Source organism: uncultured Campylobacter sp., from assembly GCF_938045625.1.
Lineage (GTDB): Bacteria > Campylobacterota > Campylobacteria > Campylobacterales > Campylobacteraceae > Campylobacter_A.
Window position 1 is genome coordinate 25,041 of record NZ_CALIAV010000099.1, and the last position, 14,643, is coordinate 39,683.

Genomic DNA, 14,643 nt, shown 5'->3' on the forward strand with positions numbered 1-14,643 from the left:
TAAATCCAAATTTCTGCCAAACGGCGAAAGTAAATTTAACAAAAAGGAGTTAAGTGGCAAAAGACGACGTCATAGAGATCGACGGCAACGTCATCGAGGCGCTGCCAAACGCGACGTTTAAGGTCGAGCTCGACAACAAACACGTGATTTTGTGTCATATTGCGGGCAAGATGAGGATGCATTATATAAAAATAATGCCTGGAGACCGCGTAAAGGTGGAGCTAACGCCTTACAGTCTGGATAAGGGTAGGATAATTTACCGACATAAGTAAATTAAAAGCTAAATTTGGCTATACTCAGCCCTTTGCGACAAATTGCTGTATGAAGAATTGTTTTCAAAGCCCACCACTTGTTTTGAAAATAGTTGGTTTAAAATTTCGTTAAACCTGATGCAGCCTAAAAGTGGAATAAATTTTTAGGAGACTAGAATGAAAGTTCGTCCTTCTGTAAAGAAGATGTGTGACAAGTGCAAAATTGTCAAGCGCCAAGGCGTAGTTCGCATAATCTGCGAAAATCCAAAACATAAACAAAGACAAGGATAAAGCATGGCACGTATCGCAGGTGTGGATTTACCAAAGAAAAAGAGAATTGAATATGGTTTGACCTATATTTACGGTATCGGTCTTCACAAATCTCGTCAAATTTTGGACGCTACCAAAATTTCTTACGATAAAAGAGTAAGCGACCTAACCGAAGATGAAGCTGCGGCTATCCGCAAAGAGATCCAAGAGAACCACGTGGTTGAGGGTGACCTTAGAAAAAGCGTTGCTATGGATATCAAGGCTCTTATGGACTTAGGAAGCTACCGCGGTCTAAGACACAGAAAAGGTCTTCCGGTGCGCGGTCAAAAGACTAAAACAAACGCTAGAACTAGAAAAGGCAAGCGCAAAACAGTCGGCGCTGCGACTAAATAAGGATAAGCGATGGCAAAAAGAAAAGTAGTTAAAAAGAAAATTGTAAGAAAAAGTATAGCTAAAGGTATCGTTTATATAAGCGCGACTTTTAACAATACGATGGTAACGGTTACCGATGAGATGGGAAATGCTATCGCTTGGAGCAGTGCTGGCGGTCTAGGCTTTAAAGGAAGTAAAAAATCAACTCCTTACGCAGCCCAACAAGCAGTCGAAGACGCTCTAACTAAAGCAAAAGAGCACGGCATAAAAGAAGTAGGCATCAAAGTACAAGGTCCTGGCAGCGGCAGAGAGACCGCAGTCAAGAGCGTAGGCGCGGTAGAGGGCATAAAAGTAACGTTTTTAAAAGATATAACTCCGCTTCCGCATAATGGTTGCAGACCGCCGAAACGCCGCCGCGTATAATTAGAAAATTAGGAGAATTATTATGGCTAGATATAGAGGACCCGTTGAAAAATTAGAAAGAAGACTTGGCGTTAGTTTGGCGCTAAAAGGCGAGCGTCGCTTGGCAGGTAAAAGTGCGCTTGACAAAAGACCTTACGCTCCGGGACAACACGGACAAAGAAGAAGCAAGATAAGCGAATACGGATTACAGCTTCGCGAAAAACAAAAAGCTAAATTTATGTACGGCATTAGCGAAAAGCAATTCCGTCGCTTATTCCAAGAGGCTGCTCGTCGCGAAGGAAATACCGGTGCGCTTTTGGTGCAGCTTTTGGAACAAAGACTAGATAACGTAGTTTACAGAATGGGCTTTGCGACGACTCGCCGCTTTGCTCGCCAGCTAGTTACTCACGGACATATTTTGGTAAACGGCAAGAGAGTGGATATTCCTTCTTACAGAGTTCAAGCGGGTGCTAAAGTAGAGGTTATCGAAAAATCTAAAAACAATCCGCAAATCGTTCGCGCGATCGACCTTACGGCACAAACTGGCATCGTAGCTTGGGTTGACGTTGAAAAAGATAAAAAATTCGGAATTTTCACAAGAACTCCGGAAAGGGAAGAAGTCGTCATTCCTGTCGAGGAAAGATTCATAGTAGAGCTTTATTCGAAATAATAAGGGGTATAACGATGAGAAAAATTACCACATCAGCTTATATGCCTACCGAAATTTCAGTAGAGAGTATAAGCGAGAATGTCGCCAGAATAACCGCGTATCCGTTTGAGACGGGCTATGCTGTTACTTTGGCTCATCCGCTAAGACGACTTTTATATAGTAGTACGGTTGGATTTGCGGCTACGGGCGTCAAGATAGAAGGCGTATCTCACGAATTTGATTCAATGAGAGGCATGCTCGAGGACGTAGCGCAGTTTATTATAAATTTAAAAAACATCCGTTTTAAGCTAAAAAACGAGTCTGAGCGCGAAGTGGTTGAGTATTCGTTTAAAGGTCCAAAAGAGATAAAAGCGGGCGATCTAAAAAACGATGTTGTAGATGTCGTAAATCCAGATGCTTATCTTGCGACCATAAACGAAGATGCGGAGCTTAAATTTTCCATAATCATTCAAAAAGGTATCGGATACGTCCCAAGTGAAGAAATAAGAGACAATACCGAAGAGGGCTACATAGCTCTCGACGCTTTCTTTACGCCTGTTAAAAAAGCTGTTTATGAGCTGGAAAATGTCCTGGTTGAGGATAACCCTGACTACGAGAAGATTATTTTCACAGTTACGACGGACGGACAAGTGGGCGCGATTGAGGCGTTTAAACACGCGATCGAGGCGATGTATCAGCAGATGTCGGTGTTTAAAGGTGTTTTAAATATCGATGTTTCTGCAGGCTTAAACGCTCAAACTTCAGGCAGCGAGCATGCGAAGTTATTACAAAGCGTAGAAGAGTTAAATTTGAGCGCTAGAAGCTTCAACTGCCTTGATAAAGCTGAGATTAGATTTATCGGCGAGCTTGCTTTGATGGATGAAAACGAGCTAAAAGAGCTTAAAAATTTAGGTAAAAAATCTCTCGACGAGATCAAAGCCGTTATGCAAGAGATCGGATATCCGGTCGGCGGCGACCTAGGCGGCGGCAAAGAGCAACTCAAGAAAAAAATCGCCGACCTAAAATCACAAATGAGTGCAAAAGAGTAAAAGGAAGATAAATGAGACACGGTCACGGATACAGAAAACTAGGTAGGACGTCGGCTCACCGTTCGGCTCTACTTAAAAATTTAGCTATCGCTATCATCAAAAGCGAAAAGATAGAGACGACCTTGCCTAAGGCAAAAGAGTTGAGAAGTTATATCGAAAAGCTAATCACTAGAGCTAGAAAAGGCGACAGCAACGCCCACAGAGCAGTTTTTGCAAGCTTGCAAGATAAAGAAACTACGAATAAACTAGTAACCGAGCTAGCTCCAAAATTCGTAGGCAAAAACGGTGGATATACGCGCATCGTTAAGACTCGCGTTCGCCGAGGCGATGCTGCTGAGATGGCTTATATCGAGCTAATCAAAGAATAATTTTTAGAGAGCTTTGGCTCTCTTTTTCTTTTTAAATTTACATATTTTAGTTACCTCAAAGTCCCTTTAGTCTTTCATCTCAATTATTTTTATTTGTCCATCTGTTGCATTGTTCGCAATTTTGCATATAGGCGGAAAATAATAAAATTTGTAGCTAGTTTTATTCTGATTTCTGTCGCAGTTTGAGGTGCAAATTTGCTTTCAAAAGATTTGCTTGTACGATAGACGCTTGCCATATAAAATTTATGCATGTCTGCAAACAACATTTGGAATATTAATTACAGGTATTTCGAGTTTTGAATTACAGATTACGCCCCTGCTACTACCGTACGTTTTCATCCTTAAAGAGCTGCTAGTATCTTTTATATTTGACTTATCAACATATAGAATCGCCTCAAATTCCAAATTTATCCAAGTCAAAAATAGCGGCCAAAACGCCAAACTCATAGCGTATTTAAAATTTTATCTGCTATAATATCTCAAAAATTTAAAAAGGTTAAAAATGATCCCATTTACCGACGAAGAGCTTTTAAAGCCCGTAAAAGCCAGCCTGCAAAAGGTTTTGCCTATGCTTGAAAACGACGGCGGAGGCATGGAGCTGCTAGGCATTAAAAACGGCAAAATTTACGTCCGCCTCACCGGCCACTGCCACGGCTGCGCGGCTAGCACTACTACGCTAAAATATGGTATCGAACGCCAGTTACGTACGGACATCCACCCGGAACTTAGCGTCGTAAACATCCCTATCGGCGAGGAAGTTAAATTTGATTGATTACAAAAAGGCGGGGCTAAAAGCGTTTAACAAGGGCGATTTTGACGCCGCTGCGAGCTATTTCTCGCTCGCCTACGACAAGAAGCCCGACAAAAAGCTGCTTTTCCTTATCATGCTTTGTTCGCTCGCCAAGACTCGCCGCGACGAGGCGATGACGCTTTTTGAGATATTTAAGCTAAAAGATAAGCTCGGTATGAGCCCCGATGAGCTAGAGGAAATTTTAGGCGCACTTGAGGCGAAATTTAGTGACGACGAGAGTCTTGAGGAGCAAAATGCGATCAGCTACGCCGATTTTATGGACGCTGTTAGGCGAGGCGGATTTAAAAGTACTTTTGAGGACATCATGTTTTCCACGCGCGTGATGATCGATAACCGCGACGATTTTCTCGAGTTTTTACAAAATCTTATCAAAAACGGCTTCATCGAAATGGGGCTAAACTACATCGAGACCGCAGCCGTGATGTTTGCCGGCGACGAACGGCTAAGCGCACTGGCTCGCGAAATCAACGAAAAGGTCGAAAGTGAAAATTTACGTTAAAGAAGGCTTCATCACCGACAACTCAAACGAATGCGAAGCGGGTTGCTATTTCGTAAAGACGGCGATGAACGCCAAATTTGAAGCCGCCGCCGAGGCGAAGGGTGCTAAAATCATAAACTTGAGTGAATGCAAGCATCTGCTAGGCATCGACGAGGGTATCAAAATCATCGGCATCACGGGCACGAACGGCAAGACCACGACCGCGGCGGTTATCTGCGCTACGCTGTTAAATTTAGGCTACGGATGCGGTCTGTGCGGCACTCGCGGCGCTTTTATAAACAATGAACGCATCGACGATAAGGCGCTAACGACGAGCGAAATTTTACGCACGCTTAGCTACCTCAAAGCCGCTAGCGAGCGGGGCTGTGAGTACTTCGTGATGGAGGCCAGCTCGCACGCCATCGCGCAAAAACGTATCGAGAGTCTGGAATTCGCGATGAAAATTTTTACGAATTTGACCCAGGACCACCTTGACTACCATGGCACGTTTGAGGAGTACGCGCGGGTAAAGAGCGAGTTTTTCGCGGATGACGCACCAAAGCTTATAAATATAGACGACCAGGGTGGAATCAAATTTAACCCCGCAAACGCCCTAACTTATGCGCTTCATGCGGGCGCGGACTTTGCGCCAGGCGAGTATTCGCTAGAAGGCGGCATACACGCGGCGCTAAAAACTCCGCGCGGGCAAGTGGCGCTAAGCTCAAATTTGCACGGCGAATTTAACCTCTATAACTTAATCGCAGCCGTCTCTTGCGTAGCGACGCTGACGGATAGGCCGCTAGAGCAGATCGCGCACGCGGCGTCGAAATTTGACGGCGTCGAGGGGCGCATGGAGGTCGTTAGTCGCGAGCCGCTCGTGATCGTGGACTTTGCGCACACGCCAGACGGCATCGAAAAGGTGCTAAACGCGCTGCGTCATCGCAAGATCGTCGCGGTTTTTGGCGCCGGCGGCGATAGAGACCGCACCAAACGCCCAAAAATGGGCGCAACCGCGCAAAAATACGCGCACAGACTCGTCGTCACCAGCGACAATCCCCGCAGCGAGGAGCCTGAAAGCATCATCGCTGAGATCTGCGGCGGCCTAGATATGAACGAGGGCGTAAAATGTATCGCAAACCGCAAAGATGCGATAAAATACGCGCTTGAAAGCCTCGCGCGGGATGAAATTTTGGTGATTTTGGGCAAAGGCGACGAAACCTACCAAGAGATCAAAGGCGTAAAGTATCCGTTTAGCGACAAAGATGTCGTGCGCGAACTTTTGGACACTCACGCCTAAATTTATATATAAAACGGCACCAGACAACGGTAAATTTGAGTAAAATTTGCCTTTGTTTGTGTCTAAATTTCTATTTTACTGCCGAGCGGCGTCAAATTTGCCGCTCATCTAAACGCTGCTAATTTCAAATTTAATCACAAATTTAACTCCGAATTTTGTCGCGTTAAGCAAGCAAAAACGAATCGCTGCGGCTAAATTTATAGTATAATTTTCTCAAAAAGCACAAAGGACGACCGATGAAAATCGAAATTTTATCAAGCAAAATCCACCGCGCGCGCGTGACGGACGCCAACCTAAACTACGTAGGCTCAGTCACGATCGGACCCGAGCTCATCGAGGCTGCGGGGCTTTGCGAGTACCAAAAAGTCGAAATCCTAAACGTCAATAACGGCGAGCGCTTCGCTACATACGTGATCCGCGGCGAGAAAAAGGGCGAGATCTGCCTAAACGGCGCGGCTGCGCGCAAAGTCTGCGTCGACGACGTCGTTATCATCGTGGCCTATGCTCAGATGAGCGCCAAAAAAGCGAGAGATTTCGAGCCAAAAATCGTGCAGGTAAACGCGAAAAACGAGATCGTAAAATAACATATAGCCAAATTTGGCGCTTCTTGCACAGAACCGTTTAAATTTACGTTTTGTGACGCCTGGTCAAATTTGCGGTAAAATTTAGGCTAGTGCGGGCGCGACGGTTATTTGCAAGCAGACAAAAGGCGAATCGCCAAATATCAATTTATTTAAATTTGCTAGCGTTTAGCGTTAAATTTGACTCGGTTGGCAAAATTTGGCAAAAATGGGTAAAATTTTGCGCCTGAATTTAAAAGGATTCGCAAAATGATAGCGATTTATTTTAGCTCCACGGGCAACACGAAGCATTGCGTGGAGAGATTTATAGAGCGTCTGGGCAGCGATATCCCCGCGGTTTCGATCGAGGACGAGGCCTGCGGCGAGCTACTAAAGCACCACGATGACGTGATCCTCGCCTATCCCGTTTACTTTAGCGACCTGCCGCAGATCGTGCGCGAGTTCATTTGCGAGAACAGCGCGAATTTCCGCGGCAAAAACGTCTTTATCATCGCTACGATGGAGATTTTTAGCGGCGACGGAGCGGGCTGCGCGGCTAGGATCCTAAGGCGAGCGAGCGCGAAGATAACGGGCGGCACACACATCAGAATGCCCGCGTTTATCCTCGACGTGGCGATTTTTAGCTATTCGGCGCAGAAAAACGAGCGCCTGATCAAGGAGGCGAACGCCAAGCTGCAGCGCGCCTCGGAGGCATTTGCCGCGGGTAAGCCGCCGCAAGAGGGGTTGGGCGTGCTATGCCGTATCGCGGGGCTTTTGGGACAGCGGCTCTGGATGAAGATTTGGGACAAAACGCCATTTGCCAGGCGCAAACCGAGCCTCGATACGTCGCGCTGCAGCGGATGCGGCGAGTGCGCGAGATCCTGCCCGATGCAAAATATAAAAATCGCGCACTGTAAGGTGAGATTCGGCGAGCGCTGCACGATTTGTTACAGATGCGTAAACAAGTGCAGGCAAAAGGCGATAACGATCCTCGGCAAGGCGGTAAATCTAGAAAAATCGGTCGCGGCGGAGTTTAAAGATATCTGACGTGCGTTCGTTCCGGTGGCTCCAGCTTTCGATAGTTTATTTTGTCTCGCTTTACGTGTGGCTTTTAAATTTGCCGAAATGATCTAAATTTAGCGCCCGCCGCGCCCGCACTACCTTAAATGCTCTTTTAGCTCTGCGATTTGCCGCTTAACTTCGTCTATTATCTGCGGCAAATTTCTCAAATTTGCAAAAAAGTCCACCCTAGAAAACTACGCAGGCACGCTTGCGGTAAATCAAAACAGATCAAAACTAGCGCAGTTCATTTAAAGCAAAATTTCATAGTCAAATTTGACGGCTTTTCGGGCTCAAATTTGCTCACTCGCGCCCGTATCCGCCGCAAATTTCAAGGCGGGAACGAAACTTGCATTGCAGGCTTTAAATAAAGTAAATTTAGCTTAAATTGGCTAAAATAACGCGAAATTTGAAAGGATGTTTATGTTTGAGGGGATAGATTTTTCAAAAATGGGGCAGATGCTCGAGGAGGCGCAAAAAAAAGCGCAAGAAATCGAGCAGGAGAGTCAAAAGCGCGAATTTAGCGTAAAAAGCGGCGGCGGGCTCATCAGCGTCAGGGCAAACGGCAAGGGCGAGGTGCTCGATATCAGCATCGATGATAGCTTACTAGAGGACAAGGAGAGCTTGCAGATTTTGCTCATCAGCGCCGTAAACGACGTGCTAAAGATGATCGAGGACGACCGCAAGAACGCCGCGTCAAGGATGCTAGGCGGGTTTGCCGGCATGGGGCTATGGCAATGAAATGCGTAGCTATCTCGCGCCGTTTGGACGCGGTTTTTGGGCTCGCGCGGTTAAATTTCGGCGGCGCTTTGGATAGTACGACTGCAAATTTGAACTCAAATTTAGCTCGCAAATTTTGCTCTCCCGTTTTTGCGGTTTTTGTGATTTGCGCATTTGCCGCGTCGCTTAGAGCCGAGCCGCGCCCGACGCAGGATGATTTTAACGCCTGCTTCGAGAAAAACCTGCCTGCCATGGTAAACATCGCGGGTAACGGCGGCATCGCGATTGCGCCAAATCTAATCGCCGTGCCAAAAGGCGAAACTCCCGTGAAAAACTACGTCAAATTTGACCCGTATCTTGGCCTCTATCTGGTTGCCTCGGACGCCAAACTCGAGCCTGTAAAGATGTCTGACGATAACGCGACGAAAAAAAGCGACTGGGTCAGCGTCACGCGCGATCTAAACGCGACCGTTTACGGCCACGTAAAGGCGCAGGCGCAGGCGCTAGGCGAGCTGGACGTGCTCACGTTTGACGTAAACGGCACGGGTGCCGTGCTAAGTCCGTGCTGCAAGCTACGCGGTATCGCCGTGGGTGGGGACAAATTCGTCCCGAGCCGCTATCTAAGGCACTTTGCGGCGTATAAAGACGTTTACTACGGCGACGTCGGAGCGGTTTTTGAGGAGCGAGACGGCAAACTCTACGTAAAAGGAGTCGATCCGCTCGGACGCGGCGCAGCGCTAATGGTGGGTGATGAAATTTTGAGCGTAAACGGCGAGAAATTTGAGAGTTTGCGCGAGCTAAACGAGAGGATTTTGTTCGCCAAAAAGGGCGAGCGGCTCAAATTTGAGATCAAGCGCGGCGACGAGGTTTTGAGATTTGGCGTGGCGGTCTCTGACGATGCGGCGAAAAAAGAGCAAAAAGCGCCGACGAAAGCGGATAAAAAGGCCGCCGCTAGCGACGCAAAATCGCAGTCAACGCCGCAAAGTAGCGATACTGCGAGCGTGCAAAAGCTCTACGGCATTACCTTTGACGAGAAGCTAATAGTAAAAAGCGTGGACGCAAGCTCGGGTGCGGCCAAATTTGGCGTCAGAGTCGGCGACAAGCTGATACAAGTGGGGCAAAAGGCGGTCTCAAGCCGCAAAGAAGCGCTCGGTCTGCTCGCTAAAGGCGGAGGTCAAAATTTGCTCTTTAGACGCAACGGCTTTGACTTTTTTTACAACGCGCGGTAGTTTCGGGCGGCAAATTTAACGCCTTTGTGGGCTAAATTTGATAAATTTAGCCTGCGCCCGCCCAGTCGGCAAAAATAAAACGGAGAATAGATGCAAAATCAAAATTTAGCGGTAAAATCAAAATTCAGTGGCAACGGTCAAATTTGCGTTCAAAACGCAGAAAAGGCGTTAAATTTGAGCGAGTCGCGGGCGCTGCCGAAGGATCAAATTTTAGCTCGTAGTTCGCGCGCGAGCTCGTCCCAAAATCGCTCTCAAATTTTAAACTCGACCAAAGCCAAAACTAGCTCCGAAAATCCGACTCAAAGCCCGAAAAACCGATCAAATTTGATCTCGTTAAATGCGGCAAAAGGCTCGTGTTTTACCTCGGGCGCAAATTTACAGCCCGGCATAAATCAAACGGCTCTGAGCGCCGCCGATCAAGACGCGCTTTTGGCCGAGTTTAAGGCGTTTTTGAATGCGCATTTACCGAGCAACCCTAGCTTTCATCCGTGTTTTGACGAGGCGCTCTCATACACGCTAAAATCGGGCGGCAAGCACTTTCGCGCTATGCTGGTCGCAGGCGTCGTAGCGGCGGTGCGTCCCGAGCGCAAAGAGTCAGCGTTTCACGTCGCGCTGGCATTTGAGACAATGCACAGCTACTCGCTCATCCACGACGATCTGCCTGCGATGGACGACTCGGATCTGCGCCGCGGACAGCCTAGTTTGCACGTCAAATTTGACGAAGTGACGGCGATCCTGGCTGGCGACGCGCTAAACACCCACGCCTTTTATCAGATAGCAAAAGCCCCGCTGGATGCGGACGCGCGCATAAAATGCGTCGAGATCCTGAGTCGCAACGCCGGTATCTACGGCATGGCGCTTGGGCAGGCGGTGGATTGCTATTTCGAAAATCAAAAGCTAGGGCTTGAAGAGCTAAAATTTTTGCACATCCATAAGACCGCGCGCCTCATCGCGGCGAGCTTGCAGGCAGGCTGCGTTGTGGCGGGGCTAGATGAGGCGGAGGCTGCGCGTATCTACGACATCGGGCTTGATCTGGGGCTGGCGTTTCAGATCGCAGACGACATCATCGACGCGACGCAAAGCGCCGAAACGGCGGGCAAGCCGACGCATAACGACGGCGCTAAAAACTCCTTTACCAACCTTCTTGGCGTGGAGGGCGCGGTGCAGGCTAAAAACGAGCTCATCGCAAAGATAGAGCGCGAGCTAGGCGGCGTGCATGCGGGCATACGCGCTATCGTGACGGGCCTCATTGACAAGCATTTGCGGTAAATTCGGCTTAAATTTGCGTTTTAGGCGGTTAAATTTGAGCAGTTAAATTTGCCGTCAAATTTCGCAAATTTTATATTTAACTACAAAACTCTATCCGCTCGGTATAAATAAACCATCTCGCAAACCATGCCGATGCCGCCGTAAATTCGGCAAAATTCGGCTCTCTTTTTATGCTATAATCTTTTAAATTTACCAAAAGGAGAGATAATGAAAAAAATAGCCTTATCGCTTGCGCTTTTGTGTGCGGCGGCGTTTGCCAAAGAGTACGACTACATGCTAGCTAGCACCGCGCAAAAAACTTTTGAGGAGCCGACTTCTAGCTACGAAACCAAACAAAGCTACGACGCCAAAGCTCGCCGCCTAGAGCTGGTGAGCAGCTCCGAGCTCGCAGACGGCCTAAAGGGCAAACACAAAGAGATCAGCTACTATAACAAAGCCGGCGAGATGACGAAATTTGAAGCCTATAGCTATGATTTTACCGCGAAAAAATGGATCAAAGTAACCGAATACAAAGCCGATTATAAAAAAGGCGTTCTCACGCAGGAGTCTAGTTCGTTTATCAGAGGCGTGCCGGAAAATGCTAGCAAAATCATCACAAAGTACCTAAAAAACGCTAGCGAGGAGATCAGATACGAGCTGGTAAAAGGCAAGTGGCAAAAAGCCGCGCTAACCAAAACCGTCGAGAACGCATACGGCGATAACGAGCTCATCGTGCTTAGCGTCTGGGACGGCAAAAGATGGCAGCCTAAGTCAAAAACGCAGCTGCTCTACGGCGCGGACGGACAGACGCGCGGCTATGAGAGCTGGGATTACGAAAACGGCGCGTGGCAAAACCGCGAAAGAAGCACTGTTGCGGGAGACGTTAGGGGCAAATACGAGCAGGTAAGAAGCGTATTTGAGGGCGGCGCGTGGCACTATGACGAGATGTCAAAGCATGACTACGACGCCTCTAGCGGCAAAGACGTGACGATAAATCTCATCTGGAACGCCGAACAAAACGCATGGGAAAACAACAGCAAAAGCGTCTCGGTCGTAGGGGGCGCGGGCTTTGAAACGGCGGCTTTTTTGTGGGATAAAGAGCGCAAAGAGTGGAAGCAGGAGTACTCCAACCGCAGCATCTACGACAAGACTGGCGAGCGCTTGCTAACGCAGCGATACGACACGATCGACGGCAGCGAGAAGTTCGTCTACGGCTACAACGAACGCGGCGATAACGTGAGCGTGGATATCTACGAGCTAGCTAGCGACGAAAACGGCAAAAGATGGGTGCAAAATAAGCGCCTGGAGACGACCTTTGATCCGCATATACTAGCCGATGACGTCGGACACGGCGGCTCGCTGATGTCCTTTGAGATGCCTAGCAGATACGCGGTGACTAGCTTTAAGCAGTTTGTCGCGGCGGACGGTAAATTTAAGCTCGCTTCAGAGCAGACGTGGAAATATAAAAGGGTCAAATGATCTTTTACTAGCGGCCCAACTGCGGTAAATTTGACGCTTTGGATTTGGTCAAATTTAACAAGCGCCCGAGCGTCAAATTTAGCTCGTTAAATTTTGCTTTCGCATCAAATTTGACGCCGTTTGGGCGGCTAAATTTAAAAAGGAGCGAATGTGAGATTTTTTTGGAAAGCGGCGGCGATGGCTGTGATTTGGGCCTTGCCGCTAGCTGCGTCGGGCGAAATTTGCCTAAAAAAGACGAGCTACAAGACGGAGGGCGACGCCGTGCCGCACTACAAATACGAAACGAGCCAAGCTTACGACGCGAAGGCTCGACTACTAGAAAAAATCTACGACGAAATCAGCGATGAGGGCAGGCGCAGGACGAAAAGTATTGTCAAATTTGACGAAAGAGGCGAGCGCGAGATAGGCAGCACAGAGTACGATTGGGACTTTGGCGCCGAAAAATGGCGCAAAGCAGGGTTCTCAAAAACAGAGAGGACAAAGGACGGCGCGTTTGTTTATATTGATACTCGCGGTCAAAACGGCAAACTAAACCAAGGTCAAAAAACCATCGAAAAGCGAACGGGCGCGACGGAAATCTCTCAAAATTTCACTCTAAAAAACGGCAAATGGACGCCGACGTATCTAATCAAAAGACTTTATGACGAAAACCATAAAACTACGCTCGTAGCGACCTTTGAGTGGAATACCAAAGCAAAAAAATGGACTCCGTACGAAAAATTGATATACCGCTATAAAGGCGACGTCTACGCTAGCTCCGAGGGCTATAAATGGCGCGGCAAATGGGTGCCGCAGACGAAGCATTCGGCCTTTACGGCTGCGGACGGAATGCGCACTGAGATAAATTTTACGTGGAGCCAGGACGCGTGGCAGCCGCAGGAGAGGACGGTGCAAAAAATAGAGCCAGAGTTTAGGCGTTTTACCGATCTTAGATGCCGCTGGGACGCCGCAAAGAGCGAGTGGAACGGCTGCTACAAAAACGTGCGCGAGGAGACCGAGCAAGGTCGGCTAAAGTACTCCGCTTCGTCGTTTTGGCAGGGGGAGTCGCAGCGCTGGGGGGTTGTGTTTGAAAACGAGCTTAGCTACGACGCGCGTGGCAACCTGATAAAAAATCGCGAGATGTCTGATGGCGAGCGGCGCGAGTACGTCTACGCCTACGACGAGGCGGGAAATAACGTATCTTCGGCGCTTCGCGAGCCCGATGAGAGCGGCAAATGGCGCGAAACGCAAAAGACGGTAAATGTATTTGAACGTGAAATTTTAGCACGCGACGTCATGGACCGCGGCTTCATCGGCGACTACGTGGCCGCGGGCGAAAACGCGATCAAAAGCAGCAAGCAGTATTTTTTAGACGGCGATGAGTTTAAGCTAAACGAGACGCTCGAGTGGTTTTACGAAAAATGCGAGCCGTCTCGTGAATGAGCCGTGTATCGTTCAAATTTCGCGCGGCGACGTGATGATATTTGGCTGCGAGGCGGATTTTGGCGTCTAAATTTGACGAGCGGCGGAGTATGGTTTTAAATAAAATTTAGGAGAAAACGTGAAAAAATTGGATGAAATTTTACTCTCTTTCGATGAAAATACGCAAAAGGTTTTGGTTTTAGGATGCGCAAAACACCCCGTTTGGGACGATGCGAACGAGGTTTTCGCGCTAGCTACAAGGCAAATTTTAGATAAAAGCCTAGGGCTGCAAAAGGGCGTGGATTATAGCAAAACGCCTAAATTTTATGGCGCCCGACCGCTTGCGTTTATCGGCGTGCATGCGCAGATGATCGGGCGAAAAAGCATAGGATTTTTGCTCACGAGTCGGCATCTTTTGGTTAAATTTGACGCGTCGGCTGTAAACGTAGACGAGGTAGCCGCGGCGTTTAGGCTGGGCGAGCATTCGCCTGACGAGCTGGAAAATCTCGCGTGGCAAGAGCTAGAAAAATGCAAATTTGAAATCGAGGACGAGATGAAAGCGGCGATGAAAAGGGCGCTAAAAGCGGTCTTGCAGGCGGTTTTCGAGGAGGGCGTTAAAGCCGAGGAGCGCACGATCGCGGATAAAATTTTGGAGCTTGAGCTGGGCGAAGCGCTAAAAACGCCGCTTGACGAGACGAAGTTACTATCAAAATCGCTTAGCGTCTTTAAGCCCGTCTCGCCGATGCTTCACAGCCTTGACCGCTCGCTTTTTGGTAAGCCTTACGGCGTGATACTGGACGAGCGCGGACTTATTAGCCGCGAGCTGATGGAAGAGCCCGTTTTTAGCCCATGGAACGAAATCAGGGACACACAAATCGAAGTAAAAGAAGACGCCGTAATAATCGGCGAAAAAGAGCATAAGATACCTTTTGAGCTAAAAGATAAAAAAGAAAATTTCGCCGAGTTTTTAAAATTTACGGCGGCGTTAAAAGCGTAAAAT

The 14,643-nt window shown here is 48.1% G+C and carries 18 protein-coding genes; all 18 read left to right on the top strand.

What is annotated here, in order from left to right; translation table 11 throughout:
• The first annotated feature begins 53 nt into the window (after window positions 1–53).
• The 18 genes from infA to Q0386_RS08995 all read left to right on the top strand — a co-directional run bounded on the left by infA (window position 54) and on the right by Q0386_RS08995 (window position 14,640).
• A complete protein-coding gene (gene infA / locus Q0386_RS08910) occupies window positions 54–272 on the top strand; it encodes a translation initiation factor IF-1 (RefSeq protein WP_002943098.1) in 219 nt (72 codons plus the stop codon).
• Window positions 273–428: 156 nt separating this feature from the next.
• Window positions 429–542, top strand: coding sequence for a 50S ribosomal protein L36 (rpmJ, locus tag Q0386_RS08915; protein ID WP_002947091.1), 114 nt, complete (start codon window positions 429–431; stop codon window positions 540–542).
• Window positions 543–545: 3 nt separating this feature from the next.
• Window positions 546–914, top strand: coding sequence for a 30S ribosomal protein S13 (gene rpsM, locus Q0386_RS08920; RefSeq protein ID WP_124851311.1), 369 nt, complete (start codon window positions 546–548; stop codon window positions 912–914).
• A 9-nt stretch (window positions 915–923) separates the two neighbouring features.
• Complete coding sequence (rpsK, locus tag Q0386_RS08925; RefSeq protein ID WP_002947090.1) at window positions 924–1,316, top strand: 30S ribosomal protein S11; 393 nt, start codon at window positions 924–926, stop codon at window positions 1,314–1,316.
• A 22-nt stretch (window positions 1,317–1,338) separates the two neighbouring features.
• The gene (gene rpsD / locus Q0386_RS08930) at window positions 1,339–1,965 is read left to right on the top strand and encodes a 30S ribosomal protein S4 (protein WP_002943554.1); all 627 of its coding nucleotides are present in this window, start codon (window positions 1,339–1,341) and stop codon (window positions 1,963–1,965) included.
• Window positions 1,966–1,979: 14 nt separating this feature from the next.
• Window positions 1,980–2,993: a DNA-directed RNA polymerase subunit alpha gene (locus tag Q0386_RS08935; RefSeq protein ID WP_299029944.1), complete on the top strand. Its 1,014-nt coding sequence runs from the start codon at window positions 1,980–1,982 to the stop codon at window positions 2,991–2,993.
• An 11-nt stretch (window positions 2,994–3,004) separates the two neighbouring features.
• Window positions 3,005–3,361, top strand: a complete 357-nt coding sequence (gene rplQ, locus Q0386_RS08940; RefSeq protein WP_002943070.1) for a 50S ribosomal protein L17 — start codon at window positions 3,005–3,007, stop codon at window positions 3,359–3,361.
• Between the two features lie 502 nt (window positions 3,362–3,863).
• Complete coding sequence (locus tag Q0386_RS08945; RefSeq protein WP_297936701.1) at window positions 3,864–4,133, top strand: NifU family protein; 270 nt, start codon at window positions 3,864–3,866, stop codon at window positions 4,131–4,133.
• The gene (locus Q0386_RS08950; RefSeq protein ID WP_299029947.1) at window positions 4,126–4,671 is read left to right on the top strand and encodes a histidine kinase; all 546 of its coding nucleotides are present in this window, start codon (window positions 4,126–4,128) and stop codon (window positions 4,669–4,671) included. Before Q0386_RS08945 ends, Q0386_RS08950 begins: the two co-directional genes overlap by 8 nt.
• The gene (locus Q0386_RS08955; RefSeq protein WP_299029949.1) at window positions 4,655–5,947 is read left to right on the top strand and encodes a UDP-N-acetylmuramoyl-L-alanyl-D-glutamate--2,6-diaminopimelate ligase; all 1,293 of its coding nucleotides are present in this window, start codon (window positions 4,655–4,657) and stop codon (window positions 5,945–5,947) included. Before Q0386_RS08950 ends, Q0386_RS08955 begins: the two co-directional genes overlap by 17 nt.
• Window positions 5,948–6,183: 236 nt before the next feature.
• Window positions 6,184–6,531, top strand: coding sequence for an aspartate 1-decarboxylase (panD, locus tag Q0386_RS08960; protein WP_299029951.1), 348 nt, complete (start codon window positions 6,184–6,186; stop codon window positions 6,529–6,531).
• A gap of 246 nt (window positions 6,532–6,777) precedes the next feature.
• Window positions 6,778–7,554 (top strand): EFR1 family ferrodoxin, encoded by a 777-nt coding sequence (locus Q0386_RS08965; RefSeq protein WP_299029954.1) that lies wholly within the window; start codon window positions 6,778–6,780, stop codon window positions 7,552–7,554.
• A gap of 435 nt (window positions 7,555–7,989) precedes the next feature.
• Window positions 7,990–8,307, top strand: coding sequence for a YbaB/EbfC family nucleoid-associated protein (locus tag Q0386_RS08970; protein WP_299029957.1), 318 nt, complete (start codon window positions 7,990–7,992; stop codon window positions 8,305–8,307).
• Entirely contained in the window at window positions 8,304–9,515 is a 1,212-nt protein-coding gene (locus Q0386_RS08975) for a PDZ domain-containing protein (RefSeq protein ID WP_299029960.1), read from the top strand. Before Q0386_RS08970 ends, Q0386_RS08975 begins: the two co-directional genes overlap by 4 nt.
• A 90-nt stretch (window positions 9,516–9,605) precedes the next feature.
• The gene (locus tag Q0386_RS08980; protein WP_299029963.1) at window positions 9,606–10,784 is read left to right on the top strand and encodes a polyprenyl synthetase family protein; all 1,179 of its coding nucleotides are present in this window, start codon (window positions 9,606–9,608) and stop codon (window positions 10,782–10,784) included.
• A gap of 207 nt (window positions 10,785–10,991) precedes the next feature.
• Entirely contained in the window at window positions 10,992–12,242 is a 1,251-nt protein-coding gene (locus tag Q0386_RS08985; RefSeq protein ID WP_299029966.1) for a hypothetical protein, read from the top strand.
• A gap of 150 nt (window positions 12,243–12,392) precedes the next feature.
• Window positions 12,393–13,664, top strand: coding sequence for a hypothetical protein (locus Q0386_RS08990; RefSeq protein ID WP_299029968.1), 1,272 nt, complete (start codon window positions 12,393–12,395; stop codon window positions 13,662–13,664).
• A 118-nt stretch (window positions 13,665–13,782) separates the two neighbouring features.
• Complete coding sequence (locus tag Q0386_RS08995) at window positions 13,783–14,640, top strand: hypothetical protein (RefSeq protein WP_299029971.1); 858 nt, start codon at window positions 13,783–13,785, stop codon at window positions 14,638–14,640.
• Window positions 14,641–14,643: the final 3 nt, after the last annotated feature.